The following is a 19,559-nucleotide window of genomic DNA, read 5'->3' as shown; positions in this document are numbered from 1 at the left end:
GGTTCGCTATGTACTTCTGTTCAAAAATGGCCCATAGAGTTCCCCACCGTAATTTTTGGCGGACCCGGCCCTGTTCATCCTGTCATTCCAATAATTGAAACCATTACCAATAACTCTTTTTCCCAAATTCTCTCATGAATCAATCGGATCAAAGCCGTCGTGACACCTTAAAGATGCTGGGCTTCGGCTCTTCTGCTGGTTTACTAGGCCTCTTTGGTGGCCCCTCTGCCGCCCAGGCCCGCGAGCAAAGAACTACACCGGGGTATGCCATCGGCACGACACCTGTTAAGATCAAAAGTGTCAAAGCCATTGCCACGGCTCCGCAGGGTTCGAACCTGATCGTCGTCAAGGTCGAAACCACCGAGCCAGGGCTGTACGGCCTGGGTTGCGCCACCTTTACCCAGCGCGCGGCTGCGGTCGTGGTAGCGATCAACACCTACCTCAACGAGTTCTGCGTCGGTAAAGACGTTGATAACATCGAGGATATGTGGCAGTCGGCTTATGTCAGTTCCTACTGGCGCAACGGCCCTGTGCTGAACAATGCCCTGAGTGGACTCGATCAGGCGTTGTGGGACATCAAAGGCAAACGGGCGGGGATGCCAGTTTATCAACTCCTGGGCGGTAAAGTTCGCTTCGCCATTCCCTGCTACACCCACGCGGGCGGCACCACGCCCGAAGCCACCGCCGACAGCGTGAAGAAATTCATGGAGCAAGGCTTCAAGTACATCCGTATTCAGCAGGGAGGCTATGGTGGCGTGGGTAGCAACGTCGACAAACCCGATTTCAAAAACGCTGGCTTTGGCTACGAAGGCGATGCGTACATGAACGTACTGGGTTACTTAAAGTCGGTTCCCAAGATGTTTGAAATGGTTCGAAAACAGTGTGGCGAAGAAATCGAACTGCTCCACGACGTTCACGAGCGGGTGCAGCCGATGGAAGCCATCAACATGATCAAGCAGGTTGAAGACTACCGTCCGTTCTTTATCGAAGACCCGTTCTCCCCCGAAAATATGAAGTGGTTCGCCCAATTGCGGCAGGTTACGTCGGTACCGATTGCGATGGGTGAGTTGTTTAACAACATCAACGAGTTCAAAGAACCAATGGTCAACCAGTGGTTCGATTACATCCGGATTCACGTGTCGCAGATTGGAGGTATTACGCCCGCCATGAAGGTTGCCCGGCTGGGTGAGTGGTTCAACATCCGGACGGCCTGGCACGGTCCGGGCGACGTATCGCCGGTAGGTCACGCGGCTCACGCGCACATTGATCTGGCCGTCTGGAACTTCGGTATTCAGGAAGCGGTGGCTTTCTCGGAGAAAACACAGGCTGTGTTTAGCGGCTGCCCGACCATGAACAAAGGGTATATGTCGGTCAATGAGGTTCCGGGCCTGGGCGTGGATATTAACGAGAAAGAAGCCGCGAAGTATCCGATCACAACCAAATCCAACTGGCAGGTACGCCGGATGGACGGTACCATCATCCGACCTTAAAAAAGCCCCGGCGTTGTGGTGTCTGCGGTACCTAGTAAACCAAACGGGTGGCCCCGCATACACCACACCCCCCCCCTCCGAAGCAATACCGTTACCCTTACTTATCTATCGTACATTGACTTACGCCCTTACCTAAGATGAAATCGCCACGGAAACAAGCCGGTATGTCTCGTCGGTCCGCCATTCAGTCAGTGCTGGGTGTTGCGGGTATGAGCACGATGGTACTACCGCAAACATCATACGCATCCAGTCCTGATCATTTTGCCGATTACAGCAAAGTCAAGATCACGAAGCTCGAAACCTTCCTGGTCAAACCCCGCTGGATTTTCCTTAAAATTCATACCGACGTTGGCGTTGTGGGTCTCGGCGAACCATTGCTCGAAGGTCGGGCACTCACGATTCAAACGGCCATCAAGGAGGTCGAACCGTATTTGATCGGAAAAGATCCGCGTCAGGTTGTTCATCATTGGCAGGCGATTTACCGGCACGCTTTCTACCGGGGTGGTCCCATCCTGACCAGCGCCCTGAGCGGTATTGATCATGCCCTTTGGGATATAAAAGGCAAACTCCTCAACGTGCCGGTGTATGAGTTGCTCGGCGGTCCGACCCGCGACCGCGTGCGGGTATACGGTCGGGCGAGTACGCCCGAAGACATGAAAAAACGGAAAGAAGAAGGCTACACCGTTATCAAAACCGGCGTAGCCAAAAAGAATCCCGCCAACATTGTCGAGAACCCTCGATTCGTCAAATACGCGGTCAATAATTTCGCGTCTCTACGCCAGGCAGGCGGTGACGATATGGACATTGCCATCGACTTTCACGGTAGCATTCCGCCCCAAACGTCCAAGCTACTAATCAAGGAGTTGGAGCCTTTTAATCCGATGTTTATTGAAGAGCCGGTTCAGGCGCAGAACGTTGACGTACTGGCCGACATTGCGCGGGGTACGCATCTACCCATTGCCGCTGGCGAACGCATTTTTACGAAATGGGGCTTCCGCGAACTACTGGAAAAGCGAGCCGTCAGCATCGTTCAGCCCGACTTATGCCATGCCGGGGGCATCACCGAAGGACGCATCATTGCGGGGATGGCCGAAGCCTATTACGTACCGATTGCACCCCACAACCCAATGGGACCTATATCACTGGCCGTAGGTCTTCACCTGGCGGCTAGTGTGCCTAATTTTTTGGTACAGGAGCAGGTCTCGCTGGGCGAAGGCTATATCAAAAATCCGTTCAAGCTGCAAAAAGATGGCACCGTACTCATTCCCAAAGGGCCGGGCTTAGGCATCGAGCTAGACGAAGCGCAATTAAAAGATAAAATCGGTCACGACTGGCGAAACCCGGAAACATACAACGCCCTCGACGGCTCCGTCGTGGACTGGTAATCGGTGCTGTGGTGTCGGTTTCTCAAAACCGACACAAATTGCTGACGCCAAGGGTCGGTTTTGAGAAACCGACACCACCGCGCGAGCGGCACCGCCGAAACCATTAAGACAAGTACCCAAGCATTACCTATTCATCCCTTAAACTCCATACACTTATTATTTCTATTCAAACCCTTATTATGAAAAGAACTGTAAAGTTTTTCATTGTACTGCTACTCCTCTGCGAAGGTTATGCGTTCGCTCAGGGTACCAGAGTGACCGGTAAAGTGACCGGTCCCGATAACCAGGGTCTTCCTGGCGTTAACGTTCAGGTGAGTGGGACGACCACGGGAACATCGACCGATGCGTCGGGTAATTTCTCGCTTAATGCGGCAGGTACAACGTCGCTGGTGTTTTCCAACATCGGGTATGTCAGCCAAACCGTACCGGTGAATGGCCGCTCGGTTGTCAACGTCCAGATGGCGGAGGATCAGAAAACGCTGAACGAAGTCGTAGTTGTCGGGTACGGTACGCAGCGTAAAACCGACGTAACGGGCGCATTGACGGCCATCTCGACCAAAGAATTCGCCCAGCAACCGGTTACCCGTCTGGATCAGGTTTTGCAGGGACGGGCTGCGGGTGTACAGGTAACCCAGACCAACGGGGCTCCCGGTGGCGACGCGCGTATCCGTATCCGGGGTGCAAACTCCGTACTGGGCAATAACGACCCGCTGTACGTTGTCGATGGGTATGTGGGTGCCAATTTCAACTTCGTTAACCCGAACGATATCGAAACCCTTCAGATTCTAAAAGATGCGGCTTCGACCTCGATTTACGGTAGCCGGGGCGCAAATGGCGTGGTAATCATCACGACAAAAAAAGGCGCGCGCGGGCTTAAAGTCAATTACGAAGGACAGTTCAGCATCTCGGAAAACATCAAACGGTACGACGTGCTACCCGCCGGTGAATTTGCCGAAATCGTGAATGCCCGCGCCACGGCTACCGGTTCGAACCTGCCGTTTACGTCGGACCAGATTGCGCAGTTCAAACAAAACGGCGGTACTGACTGGCAGAGTCTGGTTTTTCGGCAGGGAAGTGGTCAGCAGCACCAGATCACGCTGTCGGGTGGTAGCGAAAAAACAACCTTCCTGATTTCGGGCAACTACTTGAATCAGAACGGGATCGTTAACAATAGCGGTTTCAAGCGGTACATTCTCCGCACGAACATCAATACGCAGATCAACGATAAGCTATCGCTCCGGCTAAACCTTTGGGGTACGCGCTCGCAGAACCACAACACCCTCGACGGTGGAGCCATCGTGCAGGCGCTGGCCTGGGCACCGACAACCCCCGCCTACGGTTCAGACGGTCAGCCTACGTTCACGGACCCCATCGGTTCTGTGTACAGGAACCCATTAGATTACCTGTACGATCAGTCGGTTGATCAGAATCGGACGGGGTTGAACATCAACGGTGGGTTGAACTACAAACTTCCCATCAAAGGCTTATCGCTTGATTTACAGTATGCCGTTAACTACCTGAACGCGCAGAACCTGAACCTGAACGGTAAACGGCTCTCGAATAACGTGCCGACGGCAAGCCGCTATTCCGCCGAACAGGTAACGCTGCAAAACACCAATAGCCTGAATTATGACCTTAAAGTCGGTGATCATTCGATCAATGCGGTTGCGGTGCTGGAAACACAACAGTTTACGGATCAAAACTTCACGGCGAGTGCTTCTGGACTGCGGTTTCCCCAGCTAGGCTACGACAACATCGGCGGTAACACAGCGGCTACGGTATCGTCGGGTTATCAGAAATGGACGCTGCTTTCGCTACTGGGTCGTATCAACTACGGTTTTAAAGATAAGTATCTGGTTACGGCAGCGGTTCGTCGGGATGGCTCGTCCAAATTTGGTTCTGCCAATCGGTACAGCGTATTTCCATCTCTGGCACTGGGCTGGCGGTTGTCGGAAGAAGAGTTTATCAAAAACCTCAACGTGTTCAGCAACCTGAAACTACGCGGAAGCTGGGGTATGACAGGTAGCCAGGCGATTAACCCATATGCAACACTGTCGACCTACGGCACAACCTCGGTTGCGTTCAACAACTCGGCGGCCACGGCAGGGGTAATTCTGGGTAACCCCGGCAACCCCGACCTGAAGTGGGAAACCACCAAGCAGGTCGATGTTGGTCTGGAAATGGAATTCCTGAACGGTCGTCTCCGCATCGAAGCCGATTACTTCAAGAAAAACACAACGGATCTTCTGCTCAACGTAGCGATTCCAAGCTATGCGGGTGGTGGTACTCAGGCTCGGAACGTCGGCGAAGTTGAAAACACCGGGTTCGAATTCTCCATCGGTGGTACGCCTATCGACAAAGCCGGATTCCGCTGGGAAACAAACCTGAACCTGTCGACACTGCAAAACAAAGTGATTAGCTTGGGCGGTCTGCCTCGTCTTGGTCAAGGTACGGGTGTTGGGGGCGGTATGTCATCCACCAACGAGTTTATGCTGATGCCGGGTGAGCCGCTGGGATCGTACTGGGGCTTGAAATACCTGGGAACCTTCAAACCAAACGAGGCTGATCTGGCCGCTCAGTTCGGGCGCGTACCGGGCGATCCCCGTTACCAGGACCTCAACGGCGACAACGCCATTACGACCGACGATTTTCAGATCATTGGTCGGGCGTTTCCGAAAGCAACGGGTGGCTGGAACAACACCTTTACGTACAAAGGCTTAACGTTGAACGTGTTCTTCAACGGCGTGTTTGGCGTCGATAAGCTCAACTACACGCGGGCGGCTGCCTTATCGGGTTCGGGCGACGCCCGGCAGTTCATTCTGTCCGAAATCCGGGATTACTACCGCCCCGGCAATGAAACGTCCGACATTCCGGCATTCACCAGAACCTACCAGCCCTTTACGCAGTCGAGCCGGTTCCTGGAAAATGGCAGCTTCGTTCGGCTGAAAAACGTCAGCCTTTCGTACACAGTACCAACAGGCTTCATCCAGAATAAAGCCAACCTTCGGGTATTCTTCAGCGCGACGAACCTACTGACGATCACAAAGTACAAAGGTCCAGATCCAGAATCCGCCCGCGTGGGGTCAAACACCGATACGGCTATCGGTATTGACTACGGTTCTTATCCAAACTCGAAAACCTATACACTTGGCGTAAACCTGGGCTTCTAATCCATTCTGATAGTCATGAAAAAGTTACTTATATTTTCACTGGCGGCTATGCTTACCGCAGGCTGTAAAAGTTATTTAGAAGAAGATACAACCGGTCTGCTGTACGGCGGCAACGTACTCGCCACGCAGGACGGTCTGGAATCGGCCCTGACCGGCTCGTACCGGGGTTTGGCCAACCAGTGGGGCTACGGTTTTATTCACCCCTCGGCCAATGCGGCTACCCTCGGCAGCGACGACGTGACGACGCACCCGGCCAGCAACAAAGCCGACTGGCGGGAGTTCGATCAATTCACCGTATCGACCACGAACCAGCGGTCGGGCGCTGTGTACAATGGCTGTTACAAAGCCATCCAGGGGGCAAACAACGTGATCAACAATTACCAGAAAACAAGCGGTACGAAAGCAACGATCGACATTATTGCAGGCGAAGCGTACTTCATCCGGGGCTTTTCCTACTACTGGCTCACCCGGTTTTACGGCAACATTCCGCTCATCACGGTGGGCGAATACTCCGCCGATCTCCTGACGGTAAAAAAATCGACGCCAGCGGAGGTATACGCGCTTATCGTTGAGGATCTGAAGAAAGCGGAAACCCTGCTGCCTAACACCCGACGCGATCCGGGTCGCCCAAACGTCGGTTCGGCGAAGGCGTTTCTCGCGGACGTGTACCTGACAATGGCGGGCTGGCCTTTGAAACAGACCGACAAATACGATCTGGCAGCGGCTAAAGCCAAAGAAGTGATCGACAACCGGGCAACCTACGGCTTTCAGCTGATGCCGACTTTTGCGGAGGTTTTTGCAAACGACCCTGCGGTGGCCAGCATTCCCGAATCGGTATTCCAGATCAGCGGTTTCACGGGCGGTAGCGGTACGGCCAATGCTACGTACGGGAACACAACCATGCCCGGCGAAGAAGGTGGCTGGGACGATATGTTTGCCGAACTGAATTTCTTCCGCGACTTTCCCGAAGGTCCTCGCAAGTCGGCTACCTTCCGCACCGAGTTCGGTCTTGGCTCGACTAAAATCCCCTGGCAGCAGAGCCTGACGAAGCACCCGTACTACCAGAAATGGTACATCAAAGGCAATGTCGTTACGTCCAGCATTTCGCTGCCGTCGGTTATGATGCGTTACCCGCACGTGCTAACGATTTACGCAGAAGCCAAAGCCCGTAGTACAAGTGGTCCCGACCAGGCTGCGTATGATGCTCTTAACCAAGTTCGACTACGGGGTCGGGCGACGGGTACCAAAGCACTGTCAACAGCTGATGGGCTGACGGCCACCCAATTTGCCGACGAGGTGGTACAGGAACGTGCCTGGGAGTTTGCCTGTGAGCGGACCCGCTGGTTTGACCTTGTCCGACTCGAGCGCGTCGAAGCGGCCAATGCCAACAAGAGCGCCGACGATCTGCAACCAATCAAGGCGATCACAAAGGCAAATTATTGGTTCCCATTGCCTTACTCGGATACGTCAATCAATCCGAACCTGAATTAATACGCTTTTCCGAAGTGGCGTCAGTTTTGAGAAACTGACGCCACCAGTTGACATCATTAGGAATACTCTGCAAACACGTCCAACAAACGCATACGACCTTGAAAAAAATACTCATCGCAGCAGTCGGCGCTCTTGGGCTGTGTAGCACCACGCCCCCGGCAGAATGGCCTCAAACAGAATTGTCGAACGGACTCATTCAGACCACGCTGTATCTACCCGATGAACAGCAGGGCTATTACCGGGGAACCCGTTTCGACTGGTCAGGAGCGTTCAAAAACCTTACTTACAAAGGCCATAATTTCGTCGATCAGTGGTTTGACAATTACGATCCCAAGCTGCATGACGCGATCAACGGCCCCGTCGAAGAATTTACTCCGCTCAATTATACCGACGCCAAAGCGGGTGATACCTTCGTCAAAATAGGCGTTGGCGCATTGCGAAAACCCGACGATAAACCGTACACCTTCGCTCGCTATTACGACATAGCCAATCCGGGCAAGCGGCAAGTCAACCGGTACAGCGATCACATTGATTTTACGCACGAGTTGACCGACCCCGCTACGGGTTACGGCTACCACTACCTCAAAACAATCCGGTTGACGAAAGGGAAATCCGAACTTGTTCTGGAACACCGACTGAAAAACACAGGGAAGCAACCCATCAGGACGAGCGTGTACAATCACAATTTTTTTGTCATCGACAAGCAACCCACCGGCCCCGGCATTGAAGTAGAACTTCCGTTTACGGTTAAAGCGGAGGGCAAAGGGTTTGGCGATCTTGTTCAGACACAGGGCAACCGGCTTGTCTATTCGCGCGATTTCGAGAAAAAAGAAACCGTTTTCAGCGCGGGTTTGCAAGGTTTGTCGTCTACCGCTAAGGATTACGACATCCGTATCGAAAATAAAAAAACTGGCGCGGGCGTGCGTATTACAGGCGATCAGCCCCTGGAAAAGTTGGTTTACTGGGCCTGCGCAACCACTTCCTGCCCGGAGCCTTACATCCGTCTGGAAGCGGCTCCTGGTCAGGAAGTAACGTGGACGATCACGTACGAATTTTACGAGAAAGCCAAATAACGATTCTTCGTTGATCCATTTCCTTTTTTAACCGACTCAACCAACCCATGAATTTTGCGTTTAAACTTTTGTTCGGCCTATCGATCCTGGGTGGCTCCCTGCCTTTGTACCAGGAAAAACCGGTCGAAGATCCGCGTAAAACCGGCAACGACTGGCCTACCTACGGCGGTAACAGCGCTGGTAATCGGTATTCGCCCTTAAACCAGATCAATACGCAAAACGTAAAGAACCTGCGTCTGGCATGGACCTACGAAACCGGCGACAATAAGAATCCAAACCAGCGGGGTATGGACATTCAGTGCCAGCCTATCGTGATCAAAGGCGTTCTTTACGGAACGACTCCGCGCATGAAACTCTTTGCCGTTGAAGCCGCTACGGGCAAACAACTCTGGCAATTTGATCCATTTGCCGATCCCGAAAAAAAGCCGCGCTTCCACCCGGTACGGGGCGTTGTCTACTGGGAAGATGGGAGCCGGACCGACGCTCAGGATAAGCGCATTCTATACTCTGTGGGGGCTTTTCTGTACGCCGTCAATGCCACTACCGGCAAACTAATCGACGATTTTGGCAACAACGGGGTAGTTGATTTGCACGAAGGATTGGGCGATAAAGAAACGCTCGGCTACGACGCGGCTAACTTCTCGATTCGGGTTACGACGCCGGGTGTCATCTACAAGGATCTGTTAATCACGGGGTCAGCCGTTTCGGAAGGAGGTGATGCCCCTCCGGGTTACATCCGCGCGTTCAACGTCCGGACCGGCAAGCTGGCGTGGGTTTTTCATACCATTCCCCTACCCGGTGAGTACGGCTACGAAACGTGGTCCAAAGACTCGTACAAAAAACTGGGTGGTGCCAACTGCTGGGCCGGTATGGTTATCGACGAAAAACGGGGCATCGTTTACGCGGGCACGGGCTCGCCATCGGTTGACTTTTACGGCGGAGCGCGGACGGGTCAGAATTTGTTTGCCAACTGCGTGATTGCCCTCAACGCCGAGACCGGCAAGCGCGTCTGGCATTTTCAGACCGTACACCACGATCTGTGGGACCGTGATCTACCGTGCCCGCCAAACCTCATCACCGTTAAGCACAACGGCCGGATAATCGATGCTGTAGCGCAAGCCACGAAAGACGGTTATGTATTTGTTTTTGATCGGGATACGGGCAAACCGCTTTTCCCCGTCAAGGAGGTCGCCGTTCCGACTTCGCCCGCTCTTCCCGGCGAACACCCCTGGCCTACCCAACCCGTGCCGACCAAACCGGCCCCGTTTGTCCGGCAGGAATTAACCGAAGCCGAAATTACCACCCGAACCCCCGAAGCCCACGCGTACGTGCTGGACCGCTACAAGAATAGTCGGTACGGTAGCAAATACATGCCGCCTAGCCTGGAAGGTAGCCTTTACTACGGCTTTGGTGGGGGAGCCGAGTGGGGTGGCAATGCCGCCGATCCGGACGGTATTCTCTACCAGAATGCCAACACCATGCTCTGGTGGCTGAAAATGCGGGATCTGCGGGCGCAAACAAATGGTGCAGCGTTGACTAAGGGCGGTACCCTGTTTGCGGCAAACTGTGCGGTCTGTCATGGTACAGGAGGCAAAGGAAGTGAGGCCAATCAAACCGCGCAAGCCTATCCTGATCTGACGGAAGTGGGCAAGCGGCTGTCCAAAGAGCAGATCGAAGCCATCCTGGTAACCGGTCGCGGGCGGATGCCGTCGTTCGGTCATTTGTCGAAGGAAGATCGTGAAGCACTCGTGAGCTACTTACTGAAGCTGGATGTGAAGCCAAGCAACGGACCTGCGGATCAGCACAGTTCCGTTGTAACGACGCCCGTTCCCGAAGGCGCTTCGTTTCCATACATTCCGCCTTATCTGAACAATGGCAACACTCAGTTTCGGGATCAGGATAACTACCCCGCTATCAAACCACCCTGGGGAACACTGAACGCCATTGACCTGAACACCGGTAACTACCTCTGGCAGGTACCCCTGGGCGAATATCCAGAATTAACGAAAAAAGGAGTTCCGCCAACGGGCACCGAAAATCACGGCGGACCCATTGTAACGGCTGGTGGCCTGGTATTTATTGCCGCTACCTACGACGAGAAACTGCGCGCTTTTGACAAGAAAACCGGAAAAATCGTGTGGGAGTACAAATTACCAGCGGGTGGTTTTGCCACGCCCATAACATATATGGTCGATGGTAAGCAGTACATCGTCATTGCGGCCGGGGGCACCCGCTACGGCTTGAAACCGGGCGGTTCTTACGTGGCGTTCGCGTTGCCGTAAAAGCACTAAAACAAAGCATTTATGAGAAACTATCTGTTAGGTTGCGATTGGGGAACGTCGTCTTTCCGGTTGCGACTGATAAACACACCCAACCTTGACCTTGTCGGCGAGGTAACATCGTCAGAAGGTGTTGCCAGCACGTTTAATGCCTGGAAGAATCATGGCGAAACGAGTGGCATATCCCGTGAACACTTCTTCCGACAGCATTTGAAACGACAAATTGATAATCTGTCCGAAAAAGTCGGTATCAATCTAGACACGATCTCAATCGTCATTTCCGGCATGGCCTCTTCGTCCATTGGTATGGATGAGGTTCCGTACGCTACGTTACCGTTTCCAGTCGACGGTAGTCAGGCCAGCGTCCGGCGAATCGATGCGCAAAACGGTTTTCCGCACGACATCACGCTGATTTCCGGGGTTCGAACCACCCACGATGTCATGCGGGGAGAAGAAACGCAGCTAATTGGCGTTCTGGCTCTGCTCGAAACCGCGCGTACCCGGATTGACGATGCGATTCTCATCGTTCCCGGTACGCATTCCAAGCACATCTACATCCAGAATCATCAGGTTACCGACTTTCAGACCTTTATGACAGGGGAAGTCTTCAATCTCATGTCGCACTACAGTATTTTAAAGGATTCCGTAGAGCCGGCCAATTTAATTACGCTCTCCACAGATGAATTGGACGGTTTTAAACTTGGTCTCAAAGAGGCAATGGCCACATCGACCTTGACAAGTTTATTTCGCGTACGCACCAATCAATTGTTCGACTTACTAACCAAAAAACAAAACACACTTTATTTAAGCGGCCTGCTTATCGGCGCTGAATTAAAATCGCTGATTGACAAAAAGGATTGGCCATTGATCTTATGCAGCGGCACCAATCTGTATGAACTGTACAAACTGGCGATGGAAGAACTGAATTTATCCGAGCGGACCATTACCGTCCCCCCCGATTTAAATGATAAAGCCACTATCGCCGGACAAGTTAAAGTAATTCAGGGCCAGCTATTACCCGTAAACAAATGACTACGTTGAATCAAACTCCTTTTTCGTGGGAGCTATTTTCCAGAGCGCCACTCATTGGTATCATACGAGGCTTATCGTTTGACACGATCAAGCACATTCTTCCCATTTACCGGGAGGCCGGGCTGACAACGATCGAAATAACCATGAACACCGCCGACGCGGAGGAAATCATCCGGTACGCGGTCGAAAACGAGAATGCGGGTTTAAACATCGGCGCGGGTACGGTCTGCACCAAAGACGATCTGGATAAAGCGCTGGAAGCCGGGGCGCAATTCGTTGTCACACCGATCATTAGCAAGAAAGTAATCAAGTCCAGTGTGAAGCGCGGTATCCCCATTTTCCCTGGTGCCTTTACCCCATCCGAAATCTATACGGCCTGGTCGTTAGGCGCTTCGATTGTTAAAGTGTATCCGGCAACGTCGCTGGGACCCGATTACATCAAAGACGTAAAAGCGCCTTTAGATCAGGTAAAATTAGCGCCAACCGGTGGTATCAATTTAGATAACATGGCTGCCTACTACAAAGCTGGATCAGACGGTTTAGGCGTTGGCGGACACCTATTCGATAAAGCGCTTATTCAGAAAAAAGACTGGCCAGGATTAAAAGCCCATTTTCAAAAGTTTACGGCTATCCTTCAGGATTCTGTTCAAAAATAATACGTGCGTTTTCCATTGCGGTCCCACTCCCTTACGCAGCCCTAACTTTACGTGAACAATGAATTTTACTTGTTGATAATCAATCAATAAGTAATCTATTTGGGGCCGATTTTTTTGTCATCCCTCCTGCGTCGGGATGACAAAAAATACCTATTATTTACGTTAACTTTTGTTGTTTATGTCAACATTTAAAGTAAAAAACTACCGATGGTTTATTGTATTCCTGTTATTCACCGCAACTACTATTAATTATTTAGACCGGCAAATTATTGGTTTGTTGAAGCCCACGTTAGAAAAGGAATTTAACTGGAGCGAAACCAATTTTTCACGGATTGTTATGGCGTTCACGGCGGCCTATGCCGTTGGCTTATTGCTGTTCGGATGGATCATTGATAAAGTAGGAACGAAGGTCGGGTATTCCGTTACCATCGTCCTGTGGAGCATAGCCGGCATGTTACATGCTGTCGCCCGGTCGGTGTTCGGGTTCAGCATGGCGCGGGTTGGCTTAGGAATCGGCGAAGCGGGCAACTATCCGGCAGCCGTCAAGACTGTCGCCGAATGGTTTCCGAAAAAAGAACGAGCGCTGGCAACGGGCTTGTTCAACGCAGGCACCAGCATTGGCGTTGTCGTCGCCGTACTGGTCGTCCCCTGGATTTTGACGCAGTATGGTTGGCAAAATGTGTTCTGGATCACCGGGGCGCTGGGCTTCGTCTGGCTAATCGCCTGGCTCATTTTTTACGACATTCCGACCCGGCAACCTCGCTTAACGTCGGAGGAATACCAGTATATCGTCAGTGATCAGGAAGCAACGGACAACGATGATGCCACGAAACGGCCCATCAAATGGTTCAAGCTGTTTACCTTTCCGCAAACCTGGGCGGTGATCACTGGCAAAGGATTGATCGATCCGATTTACTGGTTTTTCCTGTTCTGGCTTCCCTCCTATTTTTCGTCCACGTTCAATCTGGATCTAAAAAAGCCGAGCGTCGAACTCATGCTTATTTACACAGCTACGACCTTAGGTAGCATCGGTGGGGGCTACCTATCCTCTCGATTGATTAAAAACGGGTGGCCGACGCTAAAAGCACGCAAGACCGTACTCTTTGCGTTTGCCCTCATCGAAATTTCAATTATGCTGGCTCAGTTCGTTACTGATGTTTGGGTAGCCGTAGGGTTACTGAGCGTGGCGGTGGCGGTCCATCAGGCGTGGGCAACCAACGTATTTACGCTCGCGTCGGATCTCTTTCCGAAACAGGCCGTTAGTTCGATTGTCGGTATTGCCGGTACAGCGGGCGCGTTGGGCGGTATTCTTTTCCCCATGCTGATCGGGAGTCTGCTCGATGAGTACAAAACCGCCGGAAATCTGACGGGTGGATACAATCTGCTGTTTACCATTTGCGCCTTCACGTACCTGATCGCCTGGACAATCATTCATCTGCTCACACGAAATGCCAAGGAAATCGATGTTGAGAGTTTGCGGTAACTCTCGGTAGAAAAGACTACTTGGTACGCGCTTTATTCCAGCCAGATAAGCGGATTGCGAATGGGCAGATTACGCAGTACTTCGTCTACGTGTGGCGCATGGTCGAGTTTTTTCCAGGTTTGCAGCCAATCGTTTTGCCCGAACGCATTGAACCCAAACACGAGAAAAGGCGGAGCCACGGGCCAGTTTTCCCAGTACATGACGTCGGGCTTTAGCGGCCAGGATGGTTTGTTTGCCACAAACGGATACAGGTAATCAATACCCCACCGGATTGTGCGCCCATCGGGTGTTTGGTAGTGCCACAGGTTATCGGAGGGAATCGACAGAATCTGGCAGATGGTTGTCATCGCATCCAGGTTAAACAGCGAATAACCGTACGGCTTGGTTCGGCGTAGTTCCTGCGGGAAACTTCCGCCAGCGGCCATCTGCTCGGGTAATAAAACGGTTTTGTACCGGTTTCGGCAGAAGGCCAGTAGCGTGTCGTTATTGGTCAGCCGGGCAAAGGCCGCTACCTGCATCACCCAACAGGTGCCGTGATTGTTTTTGGCGTTCATCTCGTCTTTGCCATACGGATGCGTTGTCAGCCAGGTCAGGTAATCGGCAAACCAGCGACGAATAGCGGCCACTGATTGCTTGTCAGCGCTTTTTACCTTTTCCATAACCCGAACGCCCTGCGCGACTTCCATCAGGTGAATGGTGTCGATAATACCGATGCCGCGCCCGGTTGCCCGTCCTTTGATCGCCTGCGCGTACAGCAACGATGGATTCATTCGCGTTGCCGGGTTGACAAACCATGCGTTAAGATGGCGAAACGCCTGCCGGACGTAGGTTTCGTCACGAGTGATTACGTAGGCCGATGCGAGAGCACCCACGATCCGACTAAAGCGGATCGTAGCCTGCCGGTGAGCAACGAAATTGCCTGGATTGGTCAGGCCGTCCCGCTGGATGTACGGCCCCTGCGGATTAGCCGAGTCGGGCCACCAGTAGTCGCCTTCCGAAAAGAAATCATGTTGGTTTCCCGCGCTCCGGGCTGAGGTTTGGGCCGTAACGGTAATAGGCTCCTGCTGCATCGCCCAACGCGCTTCGGCCAGATTATACGGCTGCAAGGTCGATGGAACCGGGCTCCGTTCCGTGGATTGACAGAAGGCAACTGTCCTGAAAAACTGACTTATGGTAATGATAACCAGTATCCTCCACCGTTGCATTGGCCTGACCTTTGATTTCAACAAGTCGAAGCAGCCCGAACCCTACTTTTACTCGCAAAGCCTACCGGACCGGGTTATTTCGCTGATCGTAACCATTGATAATCAGCCCTTTTATAAGTAAAAAAGGATGACTATTCTCTTTTCCCGAAAGCCACCCGCACCGAAACGATTGCCTCTTTCAGGCTGGTCATTGCTCGTTAGGAACCATTGTACCCTCTACCTTAAATAAACCCGATCCATGAAAAAATTCCTGATGCTGGTAACAGCTTCTTTACTCTTCTTTTCCATAACGGCCCAAACGCAGGACCTGCTAAGCGGAAAATTTTCGTCCAGTGAGCTAAAAAAAGTCTTGGTTCCACAAGCGCAATGGACACCGTTTCCCAAACGCGACGACCGGGCTGGATGGGCCAAGGCCGATCAGAAGATGATGCAGGCGTATCTCAAAAAAGCTGAATCGTACCTCAACTACCAATGGCCGTACATTCCGGCGACCAAATCGCTGCTGATCGACCGGACTGGCGACCGGGATCAGTTTCAGGCCGTGAGCTTTGAAAAACGTGAGGTGCTGGGTACACTCCTGCTCGCTGAAATCTACGAAAACAAAGGACGGTTTGTCGATCCGATTATCGACGGCGTGTGGTCCATCTGCGAGGAGTCGTTTTGGGGCGTTCCCGCCCATTTGCCCAAGTCGAAGGAGTACGCGGGGCTGATGGACGTATCGAAACCCTTCGTTGATCTGTTTGCCGCCGAAACCGCCACCTATCTGGCCTGGGTCGATTATTATCTGGGTGATAAGCTGGACGCTGTTTCTCCGCAAATCCGAAAGCGCATCTACACCGAAACCAGGTACCGCATTTTTGACCCGCTGATGACAAAACCACACGGCTGGATGACGAAAACGGCCAACGGACGAGCACCGAACAACTGGAATCCCTGGATTTGCTCGAACTGGCTGAACGCCGTTCTACTGCTCGAAAAAGACGACGATAAGCGAACGGCCTCGGTCGCCAAAGTGCTGGACGTGCTCGACGAATTTTTGAATCCTTATCCGCAGGATGGCGGTTGCGACGAAGGACCCAGCTACTGGGGTGCTGCTGCCGCTTCCCTGTACGACAACATCGCTATGCTCAATCTGGCTAGTAACGATGCCTTTCAGTACGTGTACGCTGATGAGAAATTTCGCAACATGGGCCGGTTCATCTACCGCGCTCAGATCAGCGACAAGTACTTTCTGAATTTCGCCGACGCCGATCCGCAACCAGGCATGGCCGCAACGATGATTTACCGCTACGGCAAAGCCATCAACGACCCGGATATGATGAGGTTCGGCGCGTTTTATCGCAAACCCGAAGAAGGCAACATCGGCAAATTTCATTACTTCAGACACTTCTACGCCCTGTTCATGCAGGACGAATACCAGAAAGCCGCGCAAAGGTTGCCGCTGCCCCAAAACATCTGGCTACCCGACCTTCAGGTGTTTGCCGCCCGCGATCAGGCAGGAACGACGAAAGGCTTTTACGTAGCGGCCAAGGGAGGCCATAATGACGAAAGCCATAACCACAACGACATCGGCACGTACGTGGTCTACTACGACGGGCAACCGCTATTGATCGACGTTGGCCGGGGCACGTACACAGCCAAAACGTTCAGCAACAAACGTTACGACATCTGGTACAATTGTTCGGATTACCACAACCTGCCGACCATCAATGGGAAAAACCAGCCACCCGGTATGTCGTTCAAAGCGACCGATGTTTCGTACAAAGCCGATAACGCTTCGCCACAGTTTACCGTTGACATTTCACAGGCGTACCCAACCGACGCGGACATAAACCACTGGCAACGAACCATCCGACTGAATCGGGGAAAAAACGTTCAGATTGACGACGTTGTCAACCTGAAAAATGCCAGCTCTATTACCCAACACGTGATGACTTGCTACCCGGCGGAAGTTGGAAAACCCGGCGAATTGATTATTCATTACAACCCAAAAGGAGGCCAAGCCAGCGATTTCGTGGTCAGCTATAACGCCAAGCAGATGACGCCTTCCATTGAAAAAGTAAAGCTGGATGCTCCCGAAGACCGTGGGATCATTACGAAATGGGGCGATACCATCTACCGAATCAACTTCAATGTGCTAACACCAAAACCGTCAGACAGGCTGAGCCTTACCATCGCCAATCTGTCGAAGTGATCTTTCAACTCGTAGGCTACCCTTGTCTCTTTTATCAATTGATGGTCCGATAATCCTGATCCTAACCAGTGGTGTCGGCGGGGCCGCCCGCGCGGTTCTCAAAACCGACACCACTGGATTGTGCCGTCAGGTTTGAGAAACTGACGGCACTAACTGCTTTATCTGACTATTAGTCGATTATTCTGTTATACTTTATTCATCAAAAGGATTAAGATCAATTTTATCTAAGAAAAGGCCAAAATCGGAAAAACAGCAAATGGCAAATAGATAAAATACACAATTTTTATCCCTGAAAACAGGTGTATTTTAAATAAACTTTTTAGAAACCTGAATCCATTTTAATTTGCTAATTATCAGTTAGTTATTTGTTACACAATTGGACTGTCAAGCTTATTTTCACTGTCATTACATTAATTAGTTTAATACATATTTTCTATTGGATAACCTTTCGGAACAAGCAAACCCCCAATTTTGTAATTAGAAAGAATATATCTCTGCCTCTTATCATGGCGAAACGAAATAAAGCTGTACAAAAAGGTCCCGATGTCATTTTGATCGGTGCCGGTATCATGAGTGCAACATTAGGCGTAATGCTGAAAGAATTGCAACCCGATCTGACCATCGAAATTTACGAGCGGCTTGATAGTGCAGCCGCCGAAAGTTCCGACGCCTGGAATAATGCCGGTACGGGTCACTCGGCCTTTTGCGAATTGAACTACACGCCCGAAAAAGGAGACGGTACCATCGATGCGTCGAAAGCCGTAAAGATTGCCGAGTCGTTCGAACAGTCGAAGCAATTCTGGTCCTTTCTGGTTGAGAAAGGGTTTCTGAATGATGCTCCCAATTTTATCCGTTCCATCCCGCACATGAGTTTTGTGTGGGGCAACGATAACGTTAATTATCTGCGCAAACGCTACGAGGCCCTTCAGAAAAATTACCTTTTCCACGGGATGCAGTATTCCGAAGATCGGGCACAGCTGGCCGATTGGATGCCGTTGGTTATGGAAGACCGCGATCCATCGCAACCAGTAGCGGCTACACGCATGGAAATTGGTACGGACGTGAACTTTGGCGCCCTCACCCGAGCTATGTTCCGGCGTCTGACCGATATGCCGGGCGTTCGTTTGTACTTTGCCCATGAGGTTCGTGACCTGTGGCGGTCGAAATCGCTCGGCGGTTGGAAAATCCGCGTCGAAAACGTGACGACCAATCAGGTACGCGACGTACAGACGCAATTTATTTTTATCGGTGCGGGTGGTGGTTCGCTACGCTTGCTCGAAAAATCGGACATTCCCGAAAGCCGTGGCTTTGGTGGATTCCCGGTTAGTGGTCAGTGGCTCAAGTGCGTGAACCCCGATGTCATCGAACGGCATCAGGCGAAAGTGTACGGCAAAGCGTCGGTAGGTGCTCCGCCGATGTCGGTTCCTCACCTGGACACGCGCATGATCGAAGGCAAACGCGAGTTACTGTTTGGTCCTTACGCCGGTTTCTCGACGAAATTCCTCAAAAGCGGTTCCTACCTGGACTTGCCGAAGTCGATTCAGCTGAGCAACATGGCCCCCATGCTTATGGCCGGTATGCACAATATTCCGCTGACCAAATACCTGATTCAGCAAGTGATGCAGTCGCCGGAAGATCGACTGGCCGCTTTGCGGGAGTATTACCCCGATGCGAAGATGGAAGACTGGGAGTTGGAAGTTGCCGGCCAGCGGGTGCAGGTAATCAAGAAAGACGAGAAAGAAGGGGGCGTTCTGGAATTTGGCACCGAGGTGGTTAGCGCAGCGGACGGAAGCATTGCCGCTTTGTTGGGCGCATCGCCCGGTGCATCGACCGCCGTTTCGATCATGCTTGACCTGATCAAGCGATGTTTCCCGGATCAGCTTGCCACCGAAGCCTGGCAGCAAAAGTTGACGGAAATGATTCCTTCCTACGGCCAAGTATTGGCTAACAACCCAAAACTAGGCCAGGAGTTGCGGAGACATACCAACGAAGTGCTTGGACTTGGTGTATACGAATACACGCCGGAAGCCGAGTAATAGTCTAAACGCGCATGAAAGCGGGGCAGGTACAAATCGTATCATGCCCCGCTTTTTTTTATGCG

Annotated in this window: 13 protein-coding genes; 12 read left to right on the top strand and 1 reads right to left on the bottom strand. The window is 52.1% G+C overall.

The window, feature by feature from the left end:
• Positions 1-134: 134 nt before the first annotated feature.
• The 9 genes from M0L20_RS16640 (at position 135) to M0L20_RS16600 (ending at position 14,059) form a co-directional block, all read left to right on the top strand.
• On the top strand, positions 135-1,490 hold the full coding sequence (locus M0L20_RS16640) for an enolase C-terminal domain-like protein (protein ID WP_232562037.1): 1,356 nt from the start codon (positions 135-137) through the stop codon (positions 1,488-1,490).
• Between the two features lie 164 nt (positions 1,491-1,654).
• A complete protein-coding gene (gene dgoD, locus M0L20_RS16635) occupies positions 1,655-2,875 on the top strand; it encodes a galactonate dehydratase (RefSeq protein WP_435531833.1) in 1,221 nt (406 codons plus the stop codon).
• A 179-nt stretch (positions 2,876-3,054) separates the two neighbouring features.
• Entirely contained in the window at positions 3,055-6,045 is a 2,991-nt protein-coding gene (locus tag M0L20_RS16630) for a SusC/RagA family TonB-linked outer membrane protein (protein ID WP_248478040.1), read from the top strand.
• Positions 6,046-6,060: 15 nt separating this feature from the next.
• Complete coding sequence (locus M0L20_RS16625) at positions 6,061-7,536, top strand: RagB/SusD family nutrient uptake outer membrane protein (protein ID WP_232562034.1); 1,476 nt, start codon at positions 6,061-6,063, stop codon at positions 7,534-7,536.
• A 98-nt stretch (positions 7,537-7,634) separates the two neighbouring features.
• Positions 7,635-8,609: a hypothetical protein gene (locus M0L20_RS16620; protein WP_248478039.1), complete on the top strand. Its 975-nt coding sequence runs from the start codon at positions 7,635-7,637 to the stop codon at positions 8,607-8,609.
• 47 nt (positions 8,610-8,656) lie between these two features.
• On the top strand, positions 8,657-10,891 hold the full coding sequence (locus tag M0L20_RS16615; protein ID WP_248478038.1) for an outer membrane protein assembly factor BamB family protein: 2,235 nt from the start codon (positions 8,657-8,659) through the stop codon (positions 10,889-10,891).
• Positions 10,892-10,912: 21 nt separating this feature from the next.
• Positions 10,913-11,920 (top strand): 2-dehydro-3-deoxygalactonokinase, encoded by a 1,008-nt coding sequence (locus M0L20_RS16610; RefSeq protein WP_248478037.1) that lies wholly within the window; start codon positions 10,913-10,915, stop codon positions 11,918-11,920.
• Positions 11,917-12,576 carry a bifunctional 4-hydroxy-2-oxoglutarate aldolase/2-dehydro-3-deoxy-phosphogluconate aldolase gene (locus M0L20_RS16605; RefSeq protein ID WP_435531832.1) on the top strand — a complete coding sequence of 220 codons (660 nt, stop codon included), beginning with the start codon at positions 11,917-11,919 and terminating at the stop codon, positions 12,574-12,576. The genes M0L20_RS16610 and M0L20_RS16605 overlap by 4 nt, the downstream gene beginning before the upstream one ends.
• Positions 12,577-12,754: 178 nt before the next feature.
• Positions 12,755-14,059 carry an MFS transporter gene (locus M0L20_RS16600; protein ID WP_248478035.1) on the top strand — a complete coding sequence of 435 codons (1,305 nt, stop codon included), beginning with the start codon at positions 12,755-12,757 and terminating at the stop codon, positions 14,057-14,059.
• Positions 14,060-14,091: 32 nt separating this feature from the next.
• Here the strand turns inward: M0L20_RS16600 and M0L20_RS16595 are convergent, their stop codons facing one another.
• Positions 14,092-15,165, bottom strand: a complete 1,074-nt coding sequence (locus M0L20_RS16595; RefSeq protein WP_248478033.1) for an alginate lyase family protein — start codon at positions 15,163-15,165, stop codon at positions 14,092-14,094.
• A 70-nt stretch (positions 15,166-15,235) separates the two neighbouring features.
• Here M0L20_RS16595 and M0L20_RS16590 point away from each other — a divergent pair, with 70 nt between their 5' ends.
• From M0L20_RS16590 to M0L20_RS16580, 3 genes are all read left to right on the top strand, one after another.
• Positions 15,236-15,385 (top strand): hypothetical protein, encoded by a 150-nt coding sequence (locus M0L20_RS16590; RefSeq protein WP_248478031.1) that lies wholly within the window; start codon positions 15,236-15,238, stop codon positions 15,383-15,385.
• Positions 15,386-15,502: 117 nt separating this feature from the next.
• Positions 15,503-17,458 (top strand): heparinase II/III domain-containing protein, encoded by a 1,956-nt coding sequence (locus tag M0L20_RS16585; RefSeq protein WP_248478029.1) that lies wholly within the window; start codon positions 15,503-15,505, stop codon positions 17,456-17,458.
• Positions 17,459-17,964: 506 nt separating this feature from the next.
• Positions 17,965-19,494, top strand: a complete 1,530-nt coding sequence (locus M0L20_RS16580; RefSeq protein WP_232562026.1) for a malate:quinone oxidoreductase — start codon at positions 17,965-17,967, stop codon at positions 19,492-19,494.
• Positions 19,495-19,559 lie beyond the last annotated feature (65 nt).

The organism is Spirosoma liriopis, assembly GCF_023196085.1.
Lineage (GTDB): Bacteria > Bacteroidota > Bacteroidia > Cytophagales > Spirosomataceae > Spirosoma > Spirosoma oryzicola.
This window is presented reverse-complemented; position numbering and strand designations above follow the sequence as displayed.

Excerpts from the sequence above, each read along its gene's own strand:
- M0L20_RS16600 (WP_248478035.1), top strand. The coding sequence starts at position 12,755 with ATGTCAACATTTAAAGTAAAAAACTACCGATGGTTTATTGTATTCCTG.
- M0L20_RS16605 (WP_435531832.1), top strand. The coding sequence starts at position 11,917 with ATGACTACGTTGAATCAAACTCCTTTTTCGTGGGAGCTATTTTCCAGA.
- M0L20_RS16580 (WP_232562026.1), top strand. The coding sequence starts at position 17,965 with ATGGCGAAACGAAATAAAGCTGTACAAAAAGGTCCCGATGTCATTTTG.
- M0L20_RS16630 (WP_248478040.1), top strand. The coding sequence starts at position 3,055 with ATGAAAAGAACTGTAAAGTTTTTCATTGTACTGCTACTCCTCTGCGAA.
- M0L20_RS16585 (WP_248478029.1), top strand. The coding sequence starts at position 15,503 with ATGAAAAAATTCCTGATGCTGGTAACAGCTTCTTTACTCTTCTTTTCC.
- dgoD (WP_435531833.1), top strand. The coding sequence starts at position 1,655 with ATGTCTCGTCGGTCCGCCATTCAGTCAGTGCTGGGTGTTGCGGGTATG.
- M0L20_RS16590 (WP_248478031.1), top strand. The coding sequence starts at position 15,236 with ATGATAACCAGTATCCTCCACCGTTGCATTGGCCTGACCTTTGATTTC.
- M0L20_RS16610 (WP_248478037.1), top strand. The coding sequence starts at position 10,913 with ATGAGAAACTATCTGTTAGGTTGCGATTGGGGAACGTCGTCTTTCCGG.
- M0L20_RS16640 (WP_232562037.1), top strand. The coding sequence starts at position 135 with ATGAATCAATCGGATCAAAGCCGTCGTGACACCTTAAAGATGCTGGGC.
- M0L20_RS16615 (WP_248478038.1), top strand. The coding sequence starts at position 8,657 with ATGAATTTTGCGTTTAAACTTTTGTTCGGCCTATCGATCCTGGGTGGC.
- M0L20_RS16625 (WP_232562034.1), top strand. The coding sequence starts at position 6,061 with ATGAAAAAGTTACTTATATTTTCACTGGCGGCTATGCTTACCGCAGGC.